We start from the raw sequence: 24,841 nt of genomic DNA on the forward strand, positions 1-24,841 counted from the left end.
AATCGGTTGCGAAAAACAGACGGTCATCAGACGGTACGGCTGCTCGAACGTACCACCAGCTTGGTCGGAAGCTGCAGCGATGGCGACGGACGGCCCTCGACCAATTCCAGCAGCGAAGCCACCAGCGCCTGGCCGGCCTCGCGGATCGGCTGCTGCACGGTGGTCAGCGGCGGATGGAAATAGGTCGACAACTCGATATCGTCATAACCGACGACGGCCACCTGCCCCGGCACGAACAAGCCATGCTCGCGCATCGTATTAACGGCGGTCATGGCCAGCAAATCGCTGCCGGCGAAGATGGCGTCGAACGGCACGCCGCGCGCCATCAGTGTGTCGACCGCCTCGCGTCCCCCGTCGGGCAGGAACGACACTGACACCTGCAACGCCGGATCGACCTCGATGCCGGCCTTGCGCAGCGCGCGGCAATAGCCTTCGTAACGCTGTCCGACCTCGGGCAAATTGATATCGCCGAAGAAGGCGATGCGCTTGCGGCCCTCTTCCAGCAAATGGGTGACGGCCAGTTCGCCGCCGGTCAGGTTGTCGCCGCCGACGGTGCAGTACAGCTGCTGCGGCAATTGCGCGCCCCACACCACGATCGGCACGTGGCGCGCCGCCAGCTGGTTCAGTTGTTCGTGATGGCGCCACTGGCCGATCAACACGATGCCAATCACGCGGCCGGTGTCGAACGGCCCGGCCGCCGCGTCCAGCTCCTCGGCGTTGACGCGCGAAACCAGCATGTCGAAACCCTGCTCGGTGAGCGCGTCGGCCAGGCTGCCCAGCATCCCCAGGAAAAACGGATCGGACAAATGCTGGCGCGTGGCCGGGTCGTACGGAATCACCACGCCGACGGTACGGTTCTGCTTCATGCGCAGGTTCTGCGCGCCGATGTTGATGGTGTACTTGAGCGAGCGCGCCAGCTCCATGATGCGCACGCGCGTCTCTTCACTGACCAATTTGCTGCCGGCCAGCGCGCGCGACACGGTGGACGTGGAAACGCCGGCCAGCCGGGCGATATCGGCCATCTGCAATCGCCGCTGTTGCGCGGAAGCGCTATCCGCGTCGGGCGGCGTCAGTTTAGGCATGGCCACTTCAGGCGGATGGCACGGTGTCTTTGAACGACTGGCGTTCCGACAGTTTGTCGAACAATTTGGCCAGGTTGGCGTGGTCGTCGCGCCAGGTGATCTCGGGGAAGCGGAACGACAGCCAGCCCAGGGTACAGCCGACCGCCACGTCGGCCAGCGAATAGTTCTTACCGGCGCAGTAGGCCTGCTCGCCGAGTTTTTCCGACAGCGCCGCCAGGCCCAGATGGACCTTGCGCATCTGGCGCGCGATCCAGTCCTCGCTTTGCAGCTCGATAGGACGCTGGGTGCGCTCCAGGCGTACGGTGATCGCGGCGTCCAGCATGCCGTCGGCCAGCGCCTCCCAGCATTTGACGTCGGCGCGGTCGCGGCCATTCGGCGGCAGCAGCTTGCACACCGGCGTCAGCGTGTCCAGGTACTCGACCATCACGCGCGAATCGATCATCACGCTGCCGTCCTCCATGACCAGGGCCGGCACCTTGCCCAGCGGGTTCAGGGTGCTGATGGCCGTATCGGGCGCCCACACGTTTTCCAGCTCAAACTGGCAATCGAGCTTTTTTTCGGCCAGGACGACGCGAACTTTACGGACATAAGGACTGGCGAGGGAACCGATAAGTTTCATGGATGCATAGAGTAGAAGGTTAGCAGACAGTATAACATCGGCGGGGTCGCCCCCCGCCAATGGTAAAATCACGTTTTGCCTTCTTCAACTTCCCCTCCTCGATCATGACCACACCTGCTTACTCCACGTTGTCGGCGCTGTCGCCGCTGGACGGCCGCTACGCCGGCAAAACCGACCTGCTGCGGCCCATCCTGTCCGAATCGGGCTTCATGCACCACCGCGTCAAAGTGGAAATCTCCTGGCTGCAAGCGCTGTCGCTGGCCGGTTTCGCCGAGATCAAGCCGTTTTCGGCCGCCGGCACCGCGCTGCTCGACAAGATCGCCAACGAGTTCAAGGAAAGCGACGCCGCCCGCATCAAGGAGATCGAAGCGGTCACCAACCACGACGTCAAGGCCGTGGAATACTGGCTCAAGGAACAGGTCAAGGACGTGCCGGAACTGGTCGCCGCGTCGGAGTTCATCCACTTCGCCTGCACCTCGGAAGACATCAACAACACCTCGCACGGCATGATGCTCAAGGCGGCCCGCGACGGCGTCATGCTGCCGTCGCTGCGCAACGTCATCGCCCGCCTGACCGAGATCGCCATCGCCAACGCCGATGTGCCGATGCTGTCGCGCACCCACGGCCAGACCGCCAGCCCGACCACGCTGGGCAAGGAGATGGCCAACGTCGTCGCCCGCCTGCAGCGCGCCATCAAGCGCATCGAGCAGGTCGAGATCCTCGGCAAAATGAACGGCGCGGTCGGCAACTACAACGCCCACCTGTCGGCGTATCCGTCGTTCGACTGGGCGGCGTTCTCCAGGGACGTCATCGAGCAGCGCCTGGGCCTGGTGTTCAACCCGTACACCATCCAGATCGAACCGCACGACTACATGGCCGAACTGTTCGACGCCTTCGCCCGCGTCAACACCATCCTGCTGGACTTGAACCGCGACATCTGGAGCTACGTGTCGCTGGGCTACTTCAAGCAAAAGACCAAGGCCGGCGAAATCGGCTCGTCGACCATGCCGCACAAGGTCAACCCGATCGACTTCGAAAACTCCGAAGGCAACCTGGGCCTGGCCAACGCCGTGCTCAAGCATCTGTCCGAGAAACTGCCGGTCTCGCGCATGCAGCGTGACCTGACCGACTCGACCGTGCTGCGCAACATCGGCGTCGGCTTCGGCTACACCTTGCTGGCCTACGACAGCTGCCTGCGCGGCCTCAACAAGCTGGAAGTGAACCACGCCCGCCTGGCCGCCGATCTGGACGCCAACTGGGAAGTGCTGGCCGAGCCGGTGCAAACGGTGATGCGCCGCTACGGCATCGAGAACCCGTACGAGCAACTGAAGGAACTGACGCGCGGCAAGGGCATCTCCAAGGACGCGCTGCGCGAGTTCATCCTCGGCCTGAGCATTCCCCAGGAAGCCAAAGACCTGCTGCTGGACATGACGCCCGCCAACTACATCGGCATCGCTCCGGCTCTGGCAAAAGCCATCTGATGTAAATTAGCAATATGTCATACACTAGCCTCCGCGACGCAAGTCCCGGGGGCTTTTTTCTTGCCCGCCAGCACAAGGCGCGTTTCTTTGATATATTAGCCCCAACGTTAGTCCTAACACGTACTATTTTCTGGAGCACCACCCCATGCAACGCTATACCAAGACGGCAATGCTGCTGCACTGGCTGATCGCGCTGATGATCGTATCGGCCTTCTTCCTCGGCCTGACGATGGTCGCCATTCCCGGCTTCACGCCGACCAAGCTCAAATACTTCTCCTGGCACAAATGGCTGGGCGTGACGGTGCTCGCGCTGGCCGCGCTCCGCCTGCTGTGGCGCCTGGCGAACCGGCCGCCGGCGCCGCTGGTCAGCATCCCGGCGTGGCAGCACAAGGTCGCCGACGGCGTCCATTACCTGCTGTACTTCCTGATGTTCGCCGCGCCGATCTCCGGCTACCTGTACGGCAGCGCCGCCGGCGTGCCGGTGGTCTACCTCAAGCTGGTCACCCTGCCGGCGCTGATCGGACCGGACCCTGAACTTAAGGCAATCTTAAAAACTGTTCATTATGTTTTGGTCATGACGATGGCGGGTGTCGTTGTCGCCCACGCTCTGGCCGCGCTGAAGCATCACTTTATCGACCGCGACATCACGCTCAAGCGCATGTTGCCGCGCGTGTAGTCGTAATCCTCACCCTACCGGAGCCACTATGAAAACCATGAAAAAAATCGCCCTCGTCTCCCTGATGGGTGTCGCGCTGGCCGCCAGCGCCGCCGTGTTGAAGACCGATCCAGCCAAGAGCTCGGTCTCGGCCACGTTCAAGCAAATGAACGTGCCGATCGAATCGAAGTTCAAGAAATACACGGTCGCCATCGACTACGACGCCGCCAAGCCGGACGCCTCCAAGGCCACGGTCGAAGTCGAAACGGCCAGCCTGGACATGGGCGACCCGGAGTACAACAAGGAAGTGGCCAAGAAGGAATGGTTCAACTCGGCCCAGTTCCCGAAAGCGACCTTCGTCTCGAGCGCCATCAAAAGCGCCGGCGCCGGCAAGCTCACCGTCACCGGCAAGCTGACCATCAAAGGCAAGACCACCGACATCACCTTCCCGCTGACGGTCAAGACCGAGGGCGGCAAGCAAGTGTTCGACGGCGCGCTGCCGATCAAACGCCTGACCTACAACATCGGCGAAGGCGAATGGAAGGACACCAGCATGGTGGCCGACGACGTCACGATCAAGTTTCACGTAGTAGCCGGCCAATAAGTCCGGTCAATAAACCACTCGCAATCCACTCAGGGAGACACACCGCATGAAATTACAGATCCTGGTCGCCACGTTGCTGGCCGCCTCGGCCACGTCCGCCATCGCCGCCACCTACAACATCGACCCGACGCACACCTTCCCGAGCTTCGAGGCCGACCACATGGGTCTGTCGGTATGGCGCGGCAAGTTCAACAAGACCAGCGGCACGGTCACCCTGGACGCCAAGGCCAAGACTGGCTCGCTGGACATCGCCATCGACCCGGCCTCGATCAACTTCGGTTTCGACAAGATGGACAGCCACGCGCGCGGCCCGGACATGTTCAACGTCGAGAAATTCCCGACCATCACCTACAAGAGCAAATCGTTCAAGTTCGAAGGTGACAAGCTGGTCGGCGTCGACGGCGAACTGACGATGCTGGGCGTGACCAAGCCGGTCGCGCTGAAGGTCGACAAATTCAAGTGCATCATGCACCCGCGCTACAAGAAGGAAGTGTGCGGCGCCGACGCCTCGGCCGAGTTCAAGCGCACCGATTTCGGCCTGAACTACGCCACCCCGGCCTTCGCCCCGGAAGTCAAACTGGCGATCCAGATCGAAGCCATCAAAGCCGACTAAAAGCAACTCCGGGGTCAGGTCCTCCATTGCTACAGGAGCTGGACCGTAGGACTGGTTTGATGTCCTCCCCAACAAGGAAACATCCCGACTCCGGGGTCGGGTCCGCCACCTACACATGAGGCCGTGTAGCAATGGGGGACCTGACCCCGGAGTTGTTTTTGCGCATCGTCAAAATCTGGTTGACGTATACGGTAATGCTGCGGATACTCTCAGCGCTGTCCCACGTCACCACTTTGGAAACGATATAAATGCATAAGACTCTGATCGCGCTCGCCATCCTGAGCACCGCCGCCCACGCCGACGAAGGCATGTGGATGCCGCAACAGCTGCCACAAGTGGCTAAGGAATTGAAAGCCGCCGGCCTCGAACTGGACCCCGCCAACCTGACCAAGCTGACCGAGTTCCCGGCCGGCGCCATCGTCAGCCTCGGCGGTTGCTCGGCGTCGTTCGTGTCGCCACAAGGCCTCGTTGCCACCAACCACCATTGCGTCTACGGCAGCGTCGCGCATAATTCGACGCCGGAACGCAATCTGCTGGCCAACGGTTTCCTGGCCAAGAACTTCGGCGAAGAGTTGCCGGCAGCGCCCGGCAGCCGCATCTTCGTGACCAAGGCCGTCACCGACGTCAGCAAGCAGGTGGTGACGCCCGCCGTCGCCAAACTGAGCGGCAAGAAGCGCAGCGATGCGATCGAGAAAAACAGCAAGGCCATCACCGCCGAATGCGAAAAAGACGCCGGCCATCGTTGCACCGTGTCGTCGTTCTACGGCGGCCTGGAGTTCTATCTGAGCAAGCAGCTCGAGATCCGCGACGTGCGCCTGGTGCACGCGCCGCCGGAAGGCGTCGGCAAGTTCGGCGGCGATACCGACAACTGGATGTGGCCGCGCCACACCGGCGACTACGGCTTCTACCGCGCCTACGTCAGCAAGGACGGCAAGGCCGCCGACTACAGCAAGGACAACGTTCCCTACGTGCCGCAGCACTATCTGAAGCTGGCCAAGGAAGGCAGCAGGGAAGGCGATTTCATCATGGTGCTGGGCTACCCGGGCCGCACCAACCGCCACCGCCTGCCGTCGGAAGTGGCCTTCACCTTCGACTGGAGCTATCCGGCCTTCGTGAAAACGTCCGCCGAGAACCTGGCGACCATCGCCGCCATGACCAAGGATGACAAGGACACCGCGCTGAAGTATGCGTCGCAGGTTGCCAGCATCAACAATTACTACAAGAACCGCCAAGGCATGCTGAACTCGTACGCCAACAGCGATATGCTGGCCCGCAAAACGGCCGAGCACGAAGCGCTGAAGACCTGGATCAACGCCGATGCCGCCCGCAAGAAGGAATACGCGTCCGACATCGAACTGGTCGAGAAGCTGATCGCCCAGCGCGACGCCGAAACCAAGCGCGACTACTACCTGTCAACCTCGAAGCCGCGCCTGCTGAACACGGCGCGCGTGCTGTACCGCCTGGCCAACGAGAACGCCAAGCCGGACGTCGAGCGCAAGTCCGGCTACCAGGTCCGCGACGTGCCGCGCATCAAGTCCAGCGTCGCCGCGCTGCTGCGCAACTACGACGAGAAGGTCGACAAGGCGCTGGTCATGAACAGCCTGACCAAGTACGCAGCCCAGCCGGCCGCCCAGCGCAGCGCCGCCTTCGACGCCGTCGTCGGCATCAAGGACGGCATGAGCCGCGCCGACCTGCAAGCGGCGCTCGACAAGCTGTACGCCGGCAGCAAGCTGGGCGACGCCGCCGCCCGCACCGCGTGGCTGGACAAGAAGCCGCAGGACTTCAAGTCCAGCGACGATGCCTTCGTTAAGGCCGCCGTGGCGCTGTACGACAACGACCTGAAGGAAGAAGCGGCCGAGGAAGAACTGGGCGGCAAGCTGCAACAAGCCTACGGCAACTACATGAAGGCCAAGATCGCCTACATGAACAGCCAGGGCCGTGCGGTCTATCCCGACGCTAACAGCACCCTGCGCGTGACCTTCGGCAAGATCGCCGGCCGCGATCCGGGCGCCGACGGTTCTAGCTGGAAAGCCTTCACCACCGTGGCCGGCGTCGCCGCCAAGGCCACCGGCGAAGGCGAGTTCAACGCACCGAAGGCGCAGCTGGACGCGATCAAGGCCAAGGACTTCGGCAAGTATGTCGATCCGGTGCTGAAGTCGGTGCCGGTCGCCTACCTGGCGACGTTGGACATCACCGGCGGCAACTCCGGTTCGGCCGCGCTCAACAGCAAAGGCGAATGGATCGGCCTGGCCTTCGACGGCACGCTCGATTCGATCATCTCGGATTGGGACTTCAACAAGGCGATGACGCGCGACATCCAGGTCGATCTGCGATACATCCTGTGGAACATGAAGCACGTCGACCACGCCGACAATCTGCTGAAGGAAATGAACGCCGAGTAATTTCCGGCCGCGCAGCGAACCCGCACGGCCATACAGGGTCGTACCCCTTGGGGTACGACCCTTAAGTGGTAACGCCGGCGTATCGTTCAGGCACACTGGGTTAAAAAAAACCACGCCCCGGCAACGCGGCGTGGTTTTTTTTGCGCCTGCGGTACAGTAGCATTTCCATTCATTCCCCCAATCAAGACCAGGAGAAGTCATGCCCGCCAAAAAAGTCGCCGTAGTGATCGGCAGTCTGCGCAAGGAGTCGATCAACCGCAAGTTCGCCCACGAACTGATCGCGCTGGCGCCGCCGTCGCTGGAGTTCAACATCGTTGAAATCGGCGAGATGGCCTTGTACAACGAGGATCTGGAAGGAAAGGATGTGACGCCGCCGCAGGCATGGACCCATTTCCGCCAGCGCATCAAAGAGGCCGACGCCGTGCTGTTCGTCACGCCCGAGTACAACCGCTCGGTGCCGGCGCCGCTCAAGAACGCCATCGATATCGGCTCGCGTCCGTACGGCGACAGCGCCTGGAGCGGCAAGCCGGCCGGCGTGGTCACCGTCTCGCCGGGCGCGGTGGGCGGCTTCGGTTCCAACCATCATCTGCGCCAGTCGCTGGTGTTCCTCGACATGCCGGTGCTGCAACAGCCGGAAGCCTACATCGGCGGCGCCGGCAGCCTGCTGGGCGACGACGGCAAGATCAACAACGACCGCACCAGGGAGTTCCTGAAGAAATTCGCCGACGCCTTCGCGGCCTGGGTGGAAACCAACGCCAAGAAGTAGTCAGCGCCGAATTGCCCTGAATGCGTAGCCGGCCACCGTCAGCGCGGCCGGCTTGTCGGCCGCCTGCACCGCGTGCAGCGGCAACAACTGCGGCCCATCGCGCGCCGGCAACAGCGCCAGGTCGACGCCAGGCAGGCGCAACGACAGGCCTTCGATCTCGTCGGCGGCCAGCGCCGCGCAGCTGACGTACAGCCGGTACGATGTGCGGCGGTTGCCCATTTCCAGCACAAACCCCGCCACATGCGCCGTTCCCGGTTGACCGGGCATGGCCGTCACCCTCAGCCAGGTTTTATCCCTGCTCTTCGCTTTGCCCTTGCGCAGATGCAGCGCGTCCCAGGTTTGCATCGGATAGTAGTGCGGGCCGTCGCTCCTGCCCGGCGCAGGCGCAGGCGATGGCAGCGGCAAGGGCGGGACCGTCGCGCCGGCGGACGGCTCCACCAGGATCACCGGCAGCCCGCGCAAAGCGGCCAGCGGCGCCAACCCGTTATAGCGTCCCGCACTGGCCGGTGTCACCAGCACCAGGTCGACCGCCGGCCAGTCGCGCACCGCCTCGGCGCTGTAGGCATCGGCGTCCGCGCCCACCGTCAGCAGGCGCAGTCCCTGGAAACGGACCAGCGCCAGCCCCTTGCCGACCAGTTGCACGCTGCCCTGCGCCGGTCCGACCACCGCCACCCCACCGGCGGATTTCACGTCGATCACATAGCGCGGCCCGATCTGCGCCAGCCCCGCCCTGCACACCAGCGCCAGCAGCAAAGCGACCAGCACCGCACCTTGTCCACTCCCGTTCCACATCGCTGGCTCCTGGATCATGACGAGAAATCCAGTAGACCACCGCAGCAATTTATTTCCTTGAACCAACTCAAGTACCCGGCCCGGGCATCCTGCCCCCGCTCAAAAAGCGGGCACGAATGATACAATCGCGCCCTCGACAGCACGCCTGGGCGCTCACAAGGCGTGGCGTGTCATTTCACATTGTTTCTCTGAGATCCAGACTGCCATGCACCCAGATATGCCGACGCCTTATGAAAAAGGCAATCAAAATCAAACCACCCTGTGGACCGAATGTATCGCGTTCTACGAGGAGCTGGCCGCGCGCTTCCCGCAGGTGCTGCGTTTCGAGCAGATCGGCGTGTCCGACGGCGGCATCCCGGTGCACGCCGGCATCGTCAGCCCGGACGGCGTGTTCGACCGCTCGCAAATCAAGGCCGAGGGCCGCACCGTCTTCTTCAACAACAACGGCATCCACCCCGGCGAACCCGAAGGCGTGGACGCCTGCATGGCCATCGTGCGCGACCTGTGCTACGAGCCGGCCCGCCTGGCGGCGCTGGGCGACACCGTGCTGCTGTTCGTGCCGCTCTACAACGTCGACGGTGCGCTGAACCGCGCCAACACCTCGCGCGTCAACCAGGACGGCCCCGAGCAGTTCGGCTTCCGCGGCAACAGCCGCCACCTGGACCTGAACCGCGACTTCATCAAGTGCGACACCCTCAACGCCCGCCTGTTCAACCAGCTGGTGACCAGCTGGGACCCGGACGTCATGGTCGACACGCACACCTCGAACGGCGCCGACTATCCATACACGATGACGCTGATCCACACGCAGGCGGACAAGCTGGGCTACGGCCTCGGCCCCTTCCTGCGCGAGACCATGCTGCCGCATATCTACCAGCAGATGGAAGCGCAGGGCTGGCCCACCTGCCCCTACGTCAACCCGGTCAAGGACAGCCCGGACGACGGCATCGCCGAATTCCTGGAAGTGCCGCGTTTTTCGACCGGCTTCGCGGCCCTGCACCACGTCATCGGCTTCATGCCGGAGACGCACATGCTCAAGCCTTTCAAGGACCGTTACGACTCGATGCGCGCGCTGCTGGACGTGACGATGGCCTTCACCGTCGCCCACGGCGCGCAAATCCGCGCGCTGCGCGCCGACGCCAGAGAGCAGGCGGCCAACGCCAGCGCATGGACCGTCAACTGGAAAATGGATGAAACCAATCCGTCGACCTTCCGCTTCAAGGGCTACGCCGCCAAGCGCAGCGCCAGCCTGCTGGGCAACTACCAGCGCCTGTCGTACGATCGCAGCCAGCCTTGGGAAAAGGACATCGCCTACTACAACAGCTTTGTGCCGGCGGCCACCGTGCGCGCGCCGAAAGGGTACATCGTGCCGCAGGCCTGGCGCGAAGCCATCGAACGCCTGCAGTGGAACGGCGTCGAGATGGCGGCCTTCGACGAAGCGTCCACCATCGAGGCGCAGTACTATCACATCGCCTCCGTGACCTCGCGCCCGAACGCGTATGAAGGCCATATGTACCACGACGCGGTCGAACTGGAAGCGCGCACCGGCAGCTTCACCGTGCAGCCGGGCGACTGGTTCATCCCGCTCAAGCAGGCCAACGCCCGCTACGCCGTCGAGACCCTGGAACCGCAAGGCCACGACTCCTTCTTCCGCTGGGGCTTCTTCAACAGCGTGCTGGAAAAGAAGGAAGCCTTCTCCGACTACGTGTTCGAAGACCTGGCGCTGGAGATGCTCGAAACCGAGCCGGAACTGAAGGCCAAGTTCGAAGCGTGGAAGGCCGCCAATCCGGCGCTGCTGTCGGATCAGGAAAAAGTATTGGGCTTCATCTTCGAAAACGGCAAGCGCCACGCCGAGCCGGAATGGCGCCGTTATCCGGTGCTGTCGGTCTTCTAACGACAGCCTGAAAATTTAGTTTCGCGTTCCCCGTGTTCGCGGCGGCGATCCCGCCGCGCACACATTAGCACCCGCTGCCCACAAGGTCACAGCCATGCACTACGCACTCAATCTGCGCACTTTCTTCTACAGCCATTATTTTTATCTTGGGCTGCGCTTCGCTGCGGGCCTGGTCGGCGTCACCGTGATCACCTTGCAGTTCTCCGACATGGCCACCGCCATGACGGTCTGCATCGGCGCCCTGTGCACCGCGCTGATGGACATGCCCAGCCCCCTGCGCCACAAGTTCAACGAGATGAGCGCCTCGGTGCTGCTGTGCAGCGCCGTCACCCTGTTGATCAGCCTATGCGCGCCGCTGCATTGGCTGCTGCTGACGATGCTGGTGGTGATCAGCTTCCTCGCCTGCATGATGGTCGTCTACGGCAAAAAGTCGATGCCGCTGCAACTGGCCACGCTGTTCATCATGACGATGTCGATGGAGCACTCGATGACGGTCAAGCAGTCCTTCATCCATACCGGCTTGTTCACGCTGGGCGCGGTGGCCTATCTCGCCTACGCGATGGGCATCTCGTGGATACTGCGCCACCGCATCAAGCAGCAGGTGCTGGCCGAGGCCCTGTTCGAGCTGGCCGCCTACATCGACATCAAGGCCGACTTTTACGACACCCGCTACAACCTGAACGAACAATTCAATAAGCTGGTGCGCCATCAAAGCGTGCTGGCCGACCGTCAGCAAGCCTCGCGCGACCTGATCCTGCGCGCGCACCAGAACAGCAAGGACGCCATCGTCGTACAGGTCCACGTCTGCATGCTGGACCTGTATGAGCTGATCCTGTCGACCCACACCGACTACGCGCAGCTGCGCATGCACCTGGCCGATTCGCCGGTGCTTAAAACACTGCACGACCTGGCCTACAAGGCCGCGCGCGATATCGAATCGGTGGCCTACGACGTCACCCGCAAGAAGGCCTCGTATGCGGAGATCAGCTACACGCCGGAACTGGACGCCGTCGAGGCGGAACTGGCCGCGATCCAGCGCCGCATCGACGAGGGCAAGCCGCAGCAGGAAGCCTTGGCGGTGCTGCGCGCGCAGCGCAACAAGATCCGCGCCATCATCAAGATGATCGGCGAGCTGCATCAGGCCAGCCAGAAGGTCTCCGACACCACGCCGTTCTGGGTCGACGCGGACATGGGGCCGTTCCTGTCGCAGCAAAAATACGAGCTGCGCATGATCCTGTCGCACCTGCGCATGGATTCGCCGATCTTCCGCTTCTCGCTGCGGGTGGCGATGGCGATCTCGGTCGGCCTGGCGGTGGCCGCGTGGCTGCCTTACGCGGCGCACAGCTACTGGATCGTGCTGACCATCGTGATCATCCTCAAGCCCAGCTTCAGCATGACCAAGCAGCGCCGCAGCGACCGCATCATCGGCACCGTCATCGGCTGCGTGATCACGGCGCTGGTGATCCGCTACCTGAACCACCCCGCGTTCATCCTCGGCATCCTGGTGCTGGCGACGGTGGCCACGCCCACGTTCATCTACCTGCGCTACCGCTACGCCGCCATCGCGGTCAGCATCATGATCCTGCTGCAGATGCACCTGATCGCGCCGGGGAACAATGACCTGATCATGGAGCGCCTGGTCGACACCTTCATCGGCGCGGCGGTGGCGACGGCCTTCAGCTTCGTGCTGGCGAACTGGGAATACCAAACCCTCCCGCGCCTGATCCGCGAAGTACTGGACGTGAACCTGCGCTACATGCAGGCCAGCTTCGATCTGCTGCAAGGCAAAGGCAAGGACGATTTCGCCTACCGCATCGAGCGCAAACGGTTGATGGACAGCCTGGCCTCGCTCAGCTCCGCGCTGGTGCGCATGCTCGACGAGCCATCGAGCAAGCAGCGCGCGGTGGAGGACATCAACCTCTTCATCGTGCAGAACTACTTGCTGGTGGCGCACGTGGCGGCCTTGCGCTCGATCCTGCGCCGCCATGTGACGGAGCTGCCGAAGGAGCCGGTCAACGCCATGCTGGACGAAAGCCACGTCCAGGTGGTCGGCATCCTGTCGCAGGCGCTCGACCGCCATGCGGCCAAGACGCCGGCGCCTTTGCTGGCGCCGAAGCCAACGGTGCCGGCCAACAGCGCAGCCGACAGCGCAGCCGTGCCGTGGTCTGGCTGGCCGTTAGTGCAGCGCCGCATCCGCCTGTTGCAGGCCGACGCGGCTAAAATCATCGTTCACAGTGAAGCCATCGTCCGCAACGTGGCTTGATTTCAACCCGCACGGCGGCATACAGGGGTCGGACCCGCAGGGTCCGACCCCGTCCGGCCCTGCGGGTTGGTGCTACGCTCACTCACAGGCTTAGCGACTTAGCTGATAACATGTCAGCATGACCACCCCCGCCACCTTCAGCACCCGCGACCTCCTATCCGCCCTGGCCGTCGTCCTGATCTGGGGTACCAACTTCGTCGCGATGAAGATCGGCCTCAAGGACCTGACGCCGTTCCAGCTGGGCGCCGCCCGCTATGTGTTCGCCGTGCTGCCGCTGATCCTCGTCGTGCGTCCGCCCAAACTCCCCGTCAAATGGATCGTCGCCTACGGCCTGTGCCAGGGCGTCGGCCAATTCGGACTGCTGTTCCTGTCGCTCAAGGTCGGCATGTCGGCCTCGCTGGCGTCGGTCATCCTGCAAACGCAGGTCTTTTTCACCGCCATCTTCGGCTTCGTGCTGCTGCGCGAACGCGCCAGCCGCGCCCTGAAAGGCGGCCTGCTGCTGGCGGCCGTGGGGCTGGTCTGCTTCGGCATGAATTACGTGGAGCCCGGCCACGCGGGCGGCACCACCGCCGGCGGCTTCGTGCTGACGTTGATGGCGGCGGCGATGTGGGCCGCCTCCAATATCGTCGTGCGCCGCGCGCAGCAGGCCACGCCGGAATTCGACGTGGTCAGCTTCATGGTCTGGTGCAGCCTGGTGCCCATCCTGCCGTTCATCGGGCTGTCGCTGGCGTTCGACGATCCTTCCACCCGCTGGCAATGGACAGGCGCGCCGTGGACCACCTGGGCCTCGACCGCTTACCTGGGCTGGATGGCCACCATCCTCGGCTACGCCATGTGGACCCGGCTCCTCAAGCGCCACCCGGTCAACCGCGTGGCGCCGTTCAGCCTTGGCGTGCCGGTGGTCGGCATCAGCGCCGGCATGCTGCTGCTCGGCGACGTCGTCACCGGCTGGCAATGGGCGGGCATCGCACTGATCGTGCTGTCGCTGATGTGCACCATGTTCGGCGGCCGCTGGCTCGACCGCCGGCGCTAGCGGCGACGGCTAGGCGAAGCAGACGCGGTTGCGGCCCGTCTGCTTGGCGCGGTACAGCAACGCATCGGCCTTTTGCAGCATGGCCTCGGCCGTTCCCGCCGCCAGGTCCGCGTACACGCCCATGCTCATGGTGACCTTCAGCTCTGGATGGACCTCGTGCCACGGGAAGTTCTCTATCATGTGGCGCAGCTTGTCGCACAGCGCCGCCGCCTGCGGCAGCTCGGTCTCCGGCAAGGCGATGACGAATTCCTCGCCGCCGTAGCGCGCCACCAGATCGCTCAGACGCATGTGGCTGCGCATGATCTCGCCGACGTGGCGCAGCACGGCGTCGCCGGTGGCGTGGGAGAACTGGTCATTGATCTTTTTGAAGAAATCGATATCCCCGATCACCATCGTGAACGGCTGCTTGTGGCGCACGGCGTGGCTGAACAGCGTGGTCGCCGTTTCGTCGAAATGGCGGCGGTTATGCAGCTTGGTCAGCGCGTCGCGCACGCTCAGTTCACGCATCTGCTCTGCCTGCGCCAGAATGGTCTGGTGCGACGCGTGCAATTCCTCGTGCGTGCGGGCCAGCTTCTCGCTCATGTCGTTGAAGGCGCTGGCCAAGGTGGCCACCTCGTCGCGGCCCTCGACCGGCACGCGCTGCAGCAGCGAGCCGCCGTGCATCGCCCGCACCGCGCCGGTCAAATGGCTTAACTTGCGGCTCATGCCGCGACTGAGCAAAACGCCCAGCAACAGCGCCAGCGCGGCGGCCCCGGTCACGCCGGCCAGCAGCGCCTCGCGCATCGCCTGCAGATACTGGAGTTCCTGTTTGCTGGGCGTGATCACGCCCTCCGGCGAGACGTAGGCGACCACGCGCCCGTCCACCGCGATCGGCCGCGCATCCTTGCGCGCGGCGGCCGGCAGCACCTCGCCGTGGCGGTAAACACCGGCGCCCAGCAGAACGCGGAAATCCTGGTCGGCGAGGATGAAGTGGAACGGAGGCTCGCCGTTGGCGCGCGGCGGTGGCGGGCGGCGGCCGACCGGCGGTGCCTGGCCGGGCGGGGGCGCCTGCGGCAGGCGCGCGTTGGCGTCCGGCGGGCCGTCCGCTTCCGGTTCGCCTCCGGGCCCGGGCCCCTGGCGCTGGTCCGGGCCATGCCCGCCATCAGGCCCTTGCTCGCCGGGCGGAGGACGCCGGTCCCCGCGCAAGTCCTGGTAGCGCCGCATATAGTTGTCGAACGGTTCGACGGCGATCGCCGCCTGCCAGCTTCCGTAGGTGCGCAAATAGCCGCTCACGGCGGTGTAGAAGTGCTCCGCCGCCTGCTCGCGCCGGATGATGTCGACCTTTTTGGTCATCCCCACATAAGCGAGCCCGCCGACCATCGCCACCGCCGCCAATCCGGTCAACAGCAGGGCCAGCATGAATTTCGTGCGCAGGGACATCCCAGCTCCATCAAATTATTGCCAATAGGACAGTAATAATAACTGAAGGCAGTATCACTCTGTCATTGATCTGACGACGAAAATCGATAACCGCCATCACCAGACTGTATACCTCGAGGCGAGCGGCCCTCGTGTGGTCCCCGCCTTGCCATTCGGACATCAAAGATGACCCAATGCAGCATCAGCGCCAAAAAAATTACGGATAATTTGTTGCCCTTCGGAACCGATGTTTCATGGGGAAAACATGCAGTTATATTGAATGCGTATGGCACGTATCACAAATCAAAATTTTTTTTATTTCTGAAAACGGCGCATACTGCACTGCATCAAACGAACATTTAAAAGGAGCTTCTCATGAACTCGACTACTTTCAACACTCACACCAACGCCAACTACGCAGGCAATGTCGCCAACGCCGTACGTCAACTGTTCGCTGCGCTGTTTGCACGGAAGCCAGCCGCTGTTGCAGAAGCGACCACCGAGCGCGCCGATGAAACCATCTGGTGGCTGAGCAGCACCGCTAAAGACGTGGAAGCCCACTCCCCTAACCTGGCTGCGGAATTGCGCTACATCGCAGCCCGTTTCGGTTAATAGCAGTCCACTCAACCATCTCATTACTGGAGAATCACCATGCTGACCATCATCGAAAACCTGCCTGCCGCTATCGCCGTCACCGGTATCGTACTGCGCCTGTACCTGGGCTCGAAGCCAACCCAAGACGTCGAATAAGCCGTGCGCGCCACAGCAAAAAGCCCCGGCCGCTAACGCGGTGCCGGGGCTTTTTAGTTTGTAGCGAAATCAGTTACTTCAGCAGATTCAATTTCGAGTTGCGCATCCCGTAAAGGAAGTACGTGACGACCGCGGCCGACATCCAGATCGCGAAAATCGTGTAAGTCGTCAGCGACAGACCGAACATCAGATACAGGCAGGCGCCAATACTCAGGCCCGGCACCACATACGGACCGAACGGCACGCGGAAGCCCTTCACGCCATTACCGTTTTCCTTCTTGCGCATCACCGGCACCGCCAGCGACACCACGATGAAGGCTGTCAGCGTGCCCATGCTGACCATGTCCCACAGGAAGGTCGCATCCACAAAGCCGGCCACCAGGCCCACGACAACGCAGACGATCAAAGTGTTCTGCACCGGCGACGCGGTCTTCGCGCTCACCTTCTGGAACGACTTCGAGATCAGGCCGTCCTTGGAGATCGCGTACAGAATGCGCGTCTGGCCATAGATCGTCACCAGGGTCACGCTGAACACGGAAATCACGGCGCCCGCCGCCAGCACCAGCGCCGGCCAGGTCTTGCCGGTGACGTTTTGCAGGATCACCGCGAGGCCGGCTTCCTGGCCGGCGAACTTGGACGCGGGCTGCGCGCCCATCGCCGCCACCGCCACCAGCATGTAGAACACCGTCACGATCGCCAGCGCCGACAATATGCCGATCGGCACGTTGCGCTTGGGGTTGCGCACCTCTTCGCCGGCCGTGGCGACAGTGTCGAGGCCGATGAACGAGAAGAACACCGTGGCCGCCGCCGCCGTCACGCCGGCCATGCCGGTGTAGTGCACCCCGTTGTCGGGGCTGAAGAACGGATGGAAGTTGTTGATGTCAAAACCGGAGAAGGCGATGACGATGAAGAAGATCAGGATCGCCAGCTTGATCAGCACCATGATGGCGTTGGTCGTGGCCGATTCCTTGGTCCCACGTATCAGCAGCAGGCCGCACATCACCACCAGCAGAATCGGCGGCAGGTTGACATGGCCGCCGCGTATCTCGATGCCGTGCGCGGTCGAGACGATCATCGGCGAGCGCAGCATCTCGGGGATGTGCCAGCCGAAGGCGTTGTTGAGGAAGTTGTTCAGGTAGTCGGACCAGCCGATGGCGGTGGCGCTGGCCGCCAGCCCGTACTCGAGTAGCAGGCAGGCGGCCATGATGAAGGCGGCGAATTCGCCGACGGTCGCGTACGCGAACGAATACGACGAGCCCGAGGCCGGAATCCGGAACGACAGCTCGGCGTAGCACAGCGCGGTCAGGCCGGCAGTGATGGCGGCGATCAGGAAGGACAGGATGACGGAGGGACCGGCCTTGGGAACGGCCTCGACCATCGTGAAGAAAATGCCGGTGCCGATGGTGGCGCCGACGCCGATCATCGTCAGCGGGAACAGGCCGATCGAGCGGTGCAGGCCATTGCTGGTTGGTGCATGTTCAGCTGGTGTGTGTTCAACTGTAGTATCGACCGGCTTGGTACGGGTCAGTTTCTGGACCAGCGATTGGTTCACAGGCTATCCTTGTGGGAGATGTGTGGGCGAAAATGGGGGCAAAAAAACTAAGCGATTATAGGGCTTTCCAGCCTCATCGCCACAAAGTAATTTGTGCCACAAATACAACTTTATTCGCACTCGCCACCAAGGCTTGGTTACAGTTGCTTACTTTTGATACAGGCCGACGTATAGATTGGAAACTGCACGCACGCTAATCTTAGTCAACATTACAGTCTGACAAGAAGGAGCACCCATGCCGGTTCAAAAAATCCCTACCGTTTCGCGCCGTTTTCATCCAGCCATCGGCGCAGCGGTCGCCGTGATCGGCGTCGCCGCGACGATCCTCGCGGTGCTCATCGCACGTAATTAATAACGTTCGCGGGGATCGTTGAACCCGCACGGCGGCGAACGGGGGTCGTACCCCAAGGGGTACGACCCCGACCCTTTCGGGTTGCGGCCGGCTCAATCCACCGCCCCGGATTTCTAATCACGCCACTTCGTTGATGTTGCCGCCGATTTTGCTGGGGTCCGAGGCGCTCTCCGATGGATGCGAGATGCTGTAGACCAGCTCCTCCTGCTGCGACACGGTGCCGTCTTCGTTGGTGTCGGCCGCCTCGTATGTTTTGGTCGTGCTGCTTGCGGCGCCGGCCCCACCTGCCCCGCCGCCCGCGCCTTGCGGCTTGCCGCCTCCTTGCGCAGCAGGCGCGCCGCCTTCGGTGGGCTTGGGCGGCGCAAAGTCGCCGCTTTTGATCGCCGTCTCCAGATCCGTCTTCGTGATCGAACCGGTCTTCTGCTTATCGATCGCGTCGAACTGCTTGGCCGCGTCGTCGGCCGACACGCCTTTCGACTCCAGGCCGGAAACGAATTCCTCTTTCTTTACCTTGCCATCCTTGTCGGCATCCATCTCCCCAAACACCTTGTTGGCGATACGCGCCGCGCCCTTCGCAGGGTCGAACGCCGGCGCGCTGGCGCTTCCCGAAATACCGCTGATTGCTGTCGTCATAGTGCTTACTCCATAGTTAAGGACAATGCTGTACCTGTTAACGTACTTAATCGTCCAACTATGAGTGCGCGGAATGTAAAGGGAGGTAAAGCGGCGTTAAGACGAAAGGGTCAGTCGACCCGCACCACCATCAAGCCCGCCCGCAGGCCGACCCGGACATCGGGATTGGGGAACACCACCAGCTCCTCGGGATGCTGGACGGTGTAGACGGTGTCGCCGTCGCGGGCGATCTCCTCGCCCTGCTTCAGCGTCGTGAAGTTGTGCGTGTCCTTCCCGAACGCCATCTGAAACTTGTCGCTCAACTTGATGATCTGGCGCGCCGTGTTGAAGACGTGCGGCGCCTGTTTCGCTTCGCGCTTGGGCGCGCCGCGCAGCAGATCGTCCAGCGCCAGCGAGGCATCGGCGAATTGCGCCAGATCGTTCTGGCCCAGGGTGCCGATGCGTCCCAATTCCACCGTGGTACCGGCGGCGCCGTGATGCTCCGCCGAGTAGTAGCTGTACGTGCCGACCGAGGCCGGATTCATGATCACCGCGCCGATGCCGGCAAGGCCCAGCCATTCGATCAACGCGCGCCGCGTATGCTCGGCGATGATCTCGGGGACGATGGCGAAGGTCGGATACACCGACGGCCGGATGGCCGTGTGCAGATCCAGATGCCAGCGCACCGGCCCCGCGTCGCTGAAGAAGGCCGTGGTGGCGGCGATCATCACGTCGGCACGCGCGGCTTCGGCAGTGCCGGCCAGGGTGCCGCGTTCGGCGCGGAACATGCGGTTCAAGTCCGCGTCGATGAAGCGTCTGCCGGCGCGGATGGCGCCGATATTGCCGACGCAGAGCATCAGATTGACGGCCAGCGCCTGCGGTTGCCGCGACAAGGCGTCGAGCAGGTAGGCGACCATTTCGATCGGCCCCGTCTCGTCGCCATGCACGCCGACGGAGATCAGCATCGCGGGACGGTCGCCCGCCCCCTTGATGGTGAGGATTCCGTCGGCCGGCTGCGTGACCGCGAAACCGGCCGCCGAAAAGCGCTGCGCCACGGCGCTGAAATCGGCTTCAGCGAGCGCACGCACAGCCTCCGGTAAAGCTGTCGGCAAAGTGTCGATACGCTCGCTCATACGCTTACACCGCCAGGGTGGTGTTACCGGAGTTGGTCGCCTCGGACAGCGCCCACACGTCCAGCATCGCCTGTTCCAGATCGGTCGCCACCGCGTAGCCGGTCAGGCCCAGCGTGTTGGCGACCAGTTCGACCGCCTCCACGCCGGAGTGGCTGCCGGTGGCGTGCAGCAGCACCTGCGACAACAGGCGTTGCTGCGTGCGGCGCAGCGCGTTTTGCGCGTAGCTGCGCAGCTGTTCCTGCGAACGGCTGGTGGCTGGCAGCTTCAGGCCGCGTTCCAGGGTATCGATGCCGACTTGCGCGCGCAGCGCCAGGCCGACTTGAAGGAAGGCCGGCAAATCCATACCGACCGGACGCGTGACCGACAGCGCCGCGAACACAAACGCCGCCACCGATTCGATCGCGTCGACAGCCTTCCAGGCGGCGACGAATTCCGGACGCAGGCCGGCGGTGAGTTCGGCGTCTGACTGGCCGTCGTCGGCGCTCAGTTGGGCCAGCGTCTCCGGCTTGGCGAACAGGCGGGTCAGCTCGGCCACGCCGTCCTTCAATTGATCCGCCGGCACGGTCAGCGCGCCTTCGATGACAGCCTTTTGCAGCACGCGGGTGCGGCCATCGACCTTGATCGAGACGGCGCGCGGCACTTTCAGCGCGTCAGCGTCCAGGGTCGAGAAGATCGGCGCCAGATTCAGCGCGGACCATGCCTGGCCCCACGCCAGGATCACGTCCGCTTCGTCGACGCCATGTTCGCCGGCCAGTTGGCGCAGCATCAGCGGGCCGCAACGGTTGACCGATTCATTGGCCAGCACGGTCGCCAGGATGGCGTTTGCCAGCGGATGCGCCAGCGCGGGACGGGTCGCGACCAGCAGGTCCGGGAAGTACGGCTTGAGCACCGATTCGGCCCAGCTGTTTTCCGTCAGCGGCAGCGCCGACAGAATGCGCTTGTAGCGGTTCTTGACGTTGGCGATGACGACCGCCAGTTCCGGCGTCGTCAAACCACGGCCGTCGGACTTGCGGCGCGCCAGTTCGGCCACCGTCGGCAGTTGTTCCAGCTCGCGCGACAGCGCGCCCTCTTCTTCCAGGAAGGCGATCAGCGATGCGTAACCATCCTGCACGGCGGCGTCGGTCTGCGCCTGCGCTTCGCGCACCAGCAGCTGCGTTTGCAGCGTGTTGTCGCGCAGGACCAGGCGCTCGATGTCGGCGGTCATTTCGTTCAGGGTGCGGTTGCGGTCAGCCTCGGTCAGCAGGCCTGCGTTCATTTCCACGTCCAGCCACATTTTCGCGTTCACTTCGTGGTCGGAGCAATCCACACCGGCCGAGTTGTCGATCGCATCGGTGAAGATGCGGCCGCCGGCCAGCGCGAATTCGATACGGCCCGCTTGCGTGGCGCCCAGGTTGCCGCCCTCGGCGACGACCTTGCAGCGCAACTGGTTGCCGTCGACGCGGATGTTGTCGTTGGCGCGGTCCTTGACCTGCGCATGCGATTCGGTCGACGCCTTGATGTAGGTACCGATACCGCCGTTGTAGAACAAATCGACCGGCGCCTTCAGGATGCGGTGCATCAGTTCTTCCGGCGGCAGCGAGGTTTCCTCGATGTCCAGCGCGGCGCGGATCTGCGGCGACAGCTCGATCGTGCGCGAAGTGCGCGGATAGACGCCACCGCCGGCCGAGATCAATTCCTTGTTGTAGTCGTCCCACGAGGAGCGCGGCAGCGCGAACATGCGTTCACGCTCGACGAAGGATTTTTCCATGTCCGGCGTTGGGTCGAGGAAGATATGGCGGTGGTCGAACGCGGCGATGATCTGCAGTTTGCGCGACAACAGCGCGCCGTTGCCGAACACGTCGCCCGACATGTCGCCCACGCCGACCATCGTCACCGGGGTGGCGTGGATGTCGTGGTCCATTTCGTAGAAGTGGCGCTTGACGGCTTCGAACGCGCCCTTGGCGGTGATGCCCATCTTCTTGTGGTCGTAGCCGTTCGAGCCGCCCGACGCGAAGGCGTCGCCGAGCCAGAAGCCGCGCTGCACGGCGATGCCGTTGGCGATGTCGGAGAAGGTCGCGGTGCCCTTGTCGGCCGCCACCACCAGGTAAGGATCGTCGCTGTCGTAGCAGACGGTATCCGCCGGCGGCACGATCTTGCCCAGCACGCGGTTGTCGGTCATTTCCAGCAGGCTGGCGATGAACAGGCGGTAGACCGCTTCGCCTTCGGCCGCGATGGTTTCACGCACGGCGTCTTTCGGCATCTGCTTGCACACGAAGCCACCCTTGGCGCCGGCCGGCACGATGACGGCGTTCTTCACCATCTGCGCCTTCACCAGGCCCAGGACTTCGGTGCGGTAGTCTTCCATGCGGTCCGACCAGCGCAAGCCGCCACGGGCGACCGGGCCGCCGCGCAAGTGCACGCCTTCGAAACGGCGCGAGAACACGAAGATCTCGCGGAACGGACGCGGTTCCGGCACCAGCGACAGATTACTGGTGTCGAACTTGAAGATGATCTTGTCGCCCTTCTGATTGTTCTGGAAGTAGTTGGTGCGCAGGGTCGCGGTCATCAGGTCGGTCATGGCGCCCAGCACTTCTTCGCTGTCGGCGTGGTTGATCGACGGCAGGCGGCCCTTGATCGCGGCCAGCGATTCCAGCGCGGCGTCGCGGGTGGCTTGATCGAGCGCGGGATTGAAGCGCTGCAGGAAGGCGTCCACCAGCTGCTTGACGATGGCCGGCTGCTTGCGCAAGGTCTCGGCGATGTAGCGCACCGAGAACTGGGTGCCGGTCTGGCGCCAATAGCTCATGTAGGCACGCACCAGTTGCACCTGGCGCAGGCTCAAACCACCTTCGATGACCAGGCCATTCAGGCGGCCGTCTTCGGCTTCGTTGTTGAACAGGGATGCGAACAGCTCCTGCGCGACCGGAATCACTTCCGGCTTGGCCAGGCTGGCGGCGCTGGCTTCATCGACCGACAGGCTGGTAACGAAGTGGCGCTTGCCGTCCATGCGGATCGAGTGCGCCTGTTCGCGGTCGATGGCCACGCCGGCGTTGTGCAGCGCCGGCAGAATGGTCGACAGCGACGGCACGCGGTCCACCGAATACAGGCGGATGGTGGTGGCCTCGGCCGACGCGTCCACGCGCACATCGACACGCGACGGATCGGTGTTCTGCAAAATGGTTTGCAGGTCGTAGAAGGCGGCGACAGGCGGGGTCGAGGCGACGTAATCGGTCGGCAGGGTCGCGCACATCTTGCGCAGGTGGGCGCGCATCGGCACGTTGGAGACGGCGTCGGCCAGCTTCGAGAAGCTGTCATGCCAGCCGTCCAGCACCGCCGTCAGCGGCTGCTGGATGTCGGTTTCCAGGTCCAGCGGATAGCGAGCGCCGTGGGCGATCAGGTACACGCGGGCCAGCGGGCCGTCTGCTACCAGCGTCTGCGAACTGACATGGTGGGCGCCGGAGCTGGCTTGCAGCGCCTTGGCCAACGCGGAGGCGACGCTTGCGCTGTAACGCTCGCGCGGCAGGTACACCAGCACGTTCAGGTGGCGCGCGTAAACGTCGCGGCGGGCGAACACCTTGGTGCGTGGCTGCTTGTACAGCGAGACGACGGCGCCGCAGACTTCGGCCAGCCATTCCGGTTCGGCTTCCAACGCTTCGGTGCGTGGCAGCGATTCGAGGATCTCGATGAATTTCTCGGCGCGGAAGCCTTCCTGGCGCACGCCGGCGATGCTCAGCACCTTGGCGATGCGGCCACGCGCGAACGGCAGGCGGTTCACCGGCGTGGCCGTGGCGGCGCGGGTGAACAGGCCGACGAAGCAGTATTCGCCAAGGATCGCGCCTTGCGGATCGGTGTGGCGGATGCCGATGAAGTCCAGCGCCTGGTCGCGGTGCAAGGTGCCCTCGACGTCGGCCTTGACGATCGACAGCGTATGGCCGCGTTTCGACAGCGTGTCGAAGTCACCCGGAATGTTGGCCAGGCAGGTGCCGTAGACCGGATGCGTGGTGTCCTGCAGCACGCCGATGCGGCTCGGGATGTCGCGTTCCAGCTCGCGCACGCCCGGTTTGACTTGATAGTAGGCGTAGCCGAACGGCTCGAAGCCTTCGGTACGTGCCCATTCCAGGAAAGCCGCGACTTCCTGGCCCTCTTCGCCGTTGGCGGATGCTTCTTTGGCGATGCGGCTGAAGTGTTCCTGCATCGCGGCCTTGTCGCGGCGGACCACGGCGGCGTCGCGCGAGACCATCTCGATGCGGTCGACCAGCATGCCCAGCTCCGCTTCCGACAAATCGTCGGCCAGCAGGCACAGGACGTAGGATTCAAGTTTGTCGCCACTCTGGCCGACGGCGGTGACCACACCGTCCGCGTTTCGCGAAACCGGCAGCACCGAATTCAATACGCCGTTGGCGACGATGCGCAGCTTGCGCATAGCCATGACGATCGAATCGACCAGGTACGGCATGTCGTCGTTGAGGATCAGCAGCGCGGTGGCCATGCCGCCGCGTCCATCCTCGTAGCGCAGCTTGGCGATTTGCGCGCCGCTGCCGGTGCGCTTGGAGGCTTGCGTGAAACCGTCCCACAAAACCGGCGCCAGACTACCGGGCACGGTGCCGGTCAGGTCTTCATCGTCCAGTGAACCGAGCCAGGCGCTGATCAGCGCCGGGACCTGGCTGGTTTCGCTGGCAGGCTTGCTGGCGTTGATCAAATCCAGCGTCTGAGCGCGCAGGTCTTGTGGCATTTGTTTCATCGTTGCTTCTCCAATACGTTATGAGTATTTTATGTTGCAGGACGCCGCGCCGGCTTGTGGCTACGCGGCGTAGGGTCAGGCGATACGGGCACTATTAAACCAGATGGGGACGAAATAGTGCAT

At 63.4% G+C, this 24,841-nt stretch carries 18 protein-coding genes; 10 read left to right on the plus strand and 8 right to left on the minus strand.

What is annotated here, in order from left to right; translation table 11 throughout:
• Positions 1-26 precede the first annotated feature (26 nt).
• Together NHH88_31500 and NHH88_31505 are read right to left on the minus strand one after the other, a co-directional pair.
• The gene (locus tag NHH88_31500; protein USX14112.1) at positions 27-1,082 is read right to left on the minus strand and encodes a LacI family DNA-binding transcriptional regulator; all 1,056 of its coding nucleotides are present in this window, start codon (positions 1,080-1,082) and stop codon (positions 27-29) included.
• Between the two features lie 7 nt (positions 1,083-1,089).
• Positions 1,090-1,701: a glutathione S-transferase N-terminal domain-containing protein gene (locus NHH88_31505; GenBank protein ID USX14113.1), complete on the minus strand. Its 612-nt coding sequence runs from the start codon at positions 1,699-1,701 to the stop codon at positions 1,090-1,092.
• Between the two features lie 104 nt (positions 1,702-1,805).
• On the opposite strand from NHH88_31505, the gene purB reads away from it, so the two are divergent.
• From purB to NHH88_31535, 6 genes are all read left to right on the plus strand, one after another.
• Positions 1,806-3,182 (plus strand): adenylosuccinate lyase, encoded by a 1,377-nt coding sequence (gene purB / locus NHH88_31510; GenBank protein ID USX17490.1) that lies wholly within the window; start codon positions 1,806-1,808, stop codon positions 3,180-3,182.
• A 145-nt stretch (positions 3,183-3,327) separates the two neighbouring features.
• Positions 3,328-3,858 carry a cytochrome b gene (locus NHH88_31515; GenBank protein ID USX14114.1) on the plus strand — a complete coding sequence of 177 codons (531 nt, stop codon included), beginning with the start codon at positions 3,328-3,330 and terminating at the stop codon, positions 3,856-3,858.
• Positions 3,859-3,886: 28 nt separating this feature from the next.
• Positions 3,887-4,441 (plus strand): YceI family protein, encoded by a 555-nt coding sequence (locus NHH88_31520; GenBank protein ID USX14115.1) that lies wholly within the window; start codon positions 3,887-3,889, stop codon positions 4,439-4,441.
• Positions 4,442-4,487: 46 nt separating this feature from the next.
• Positions 4,488-5,054: a YceI family protein gene (locus tag NHH88_31525; protein ID USX14116.1), complete on the plus strand. Its 567-nt coding sequence runs from the start codon at positions 4,488-4,490 to the stop codon at positions 5,052-5,054.
• Between the two features lie 248 nt (positions 5,055-5,302).
• On the plus strand, positions 5,303-7,456 hold the full coding sequence (locus NHH88_31530; GenBank protein ID USX14117.1) for a S46 family peptidase: 2,154 nt from the start codon (positions 5,303-5,305) through the stop codon (positions 7,454-7,456).
• A 199-nt stretch (positions 7,457-7,655) separates the two neighbouring features.
• A complete protein-coding gene (locus NHH88_31535; protein ID USX14118.1) occupies positions 7,656-8,222 on the plus strand; it encodes an NAD(P)H-dependent oxidoreductase in 567 nt (188 codons plus the stop codon).
• On the opposite strand, the gene NHH88_31540 is transcribed toward NHH88_31535, so the two are convergent.
• Complete coding sequence (locus NHH88_31540; protein ID USX14119.1) at positions 8,223-9,032, minus strand: hypothetical protein; 810 nt, start codon at positions 9,030-9,032, stop codon at positions 8,223-8,225.
• 187 nt (positions 9,033-9,219) lie between these two features.
• Between NHH88_31540 and NHH88_31545 the strand changes: the two genes are divergently transcribed.
• The 3 genes from NHH88_31545 (at position 9,220) to NHH88_31555 (ending at position 14,204) form a co-directional block, all read left to right on the plus strand.
• Entirely contained in the window at positions 9,220-10,908 is a 1,689-nt protein-coding gene (locus NHH88_31545; protein USX14120.1) for a peptidase M14, read from the plus strand.
• A gap of 94 nt (positions 10,909-11,002) precedes the next feature.
• Positions 11,003-13,171: an FUSC family protein gene (locus tag NHH88_31550; protein ID USX14121.1), complete on the plus strand. Its 2,169-nt coding sequence runs from the start codon at positions 11,003-11,005 to the stop codon at positions 13,169-13,171.
• 118 nt (positions 13,172-13,289) lie between these two features.
• A complete protein-coding gene (locus NHH88_31555; GenBank protein ID USX14122.1) occupies positions 13,290-14,204 on the plus strand; it encodes an EamA family transporter in 915 nt (304 codons plus the stop codon).
• Between the two features lie 9 nt (positions 14,205-14,213).
• Here NHH88_31555 and NHH88_31560 read toward each other — a convergent pair whose 3' ends face one another.
• Positions 14,214-15,623, minus strand: coding sequence for a diguanylate cyclase (locus NHH88_31560; GenBank protein USX14123.1), 1,410 nt, complete (start codon positions 15,621-15,623; stop codon positions 14,214-14,216).
• A gap of 354 nt (positions 15,624-15,977) precedes the next feature.
• Here NHH88_31560 and NHH88_31565 point away from each other — a divergent pair, with 354 nt between their 5' ends.
• The gene (locus NHH88_31565) at positions 15,978-16,214 is read left to right on the plus strand and encodes a hypothetical protein (protein ID USX14124.1); all 237 of its coding nucleotides are present in this window, start codon (positions 15,978-15,980) and stop codon (positions 16,212-16,214) included.
• Positions 16,215-16,425: 211 nt separating this feature from the next.
• Here NHH88_31565 and NHH88_31570 read toward each other — a convergent pair whose 3' ends face one another.
• The 4 genes from NHH88_31570 to NHH88_31585 form a co-directional block, all read right to left on the minus strand.
• Positions 16,426-17,904 (minus strand): amino acid permease, encoded by a 1,479-nt coding sequence (locus NHH88_31570; GenBank protein ID USX14125.1) that lies wholly within the window; start codon positions 17,902-17,904, stop codon positions 16,426-16,428.
• Between the two features lie 469 nt (positions 17,905-18,373).
• On the minus strand, positions 18,374-18,889 hold the full coding sequence (locus tag NHH88_31575) for an EF-hand domain-containing protein (GenBank protein USX14126.1): 516 nt from the start codon (positions 18,887-18,889) through the stop codon (positions 18,374-18,376).
• A 110-nt stretch (positions 18,890-18,999) separates the two neighbouring features.
• Complete coding sequence (locus tag NHH88_31580; GenBank protein USX14127.1) at positions 19,000-20,001, minus strand: succinylglutamate desuccinylase; 1,002 nt, start codon at positions 19,999-20,001, stop codon at positions 19,000-19,002.
• A 4-nt stretch (positions 20,002-20,005) separates the two neighbouring features.
• Entirely contained in the window at positions 20,006-24,718 is a 4,713-nt protein-coding gene (locus tag NHH88_31585; protein USX14128.1) for an NAD-glutamate dehydrogenase, read from the minus strand.
• Positions 24,719-24,841: the final 123 nt, after the last annotated feature.

The organism is Oxalobacteraceae bacterium OTU3CAMAD1 (genome assembly GCA_024123915.1).
Classification (GTDB): Bacteria; Pseudomonadota; Gammaproteobacteria; order Burkholderiales; family Burkholderiaceae_D; genus Rugamonas.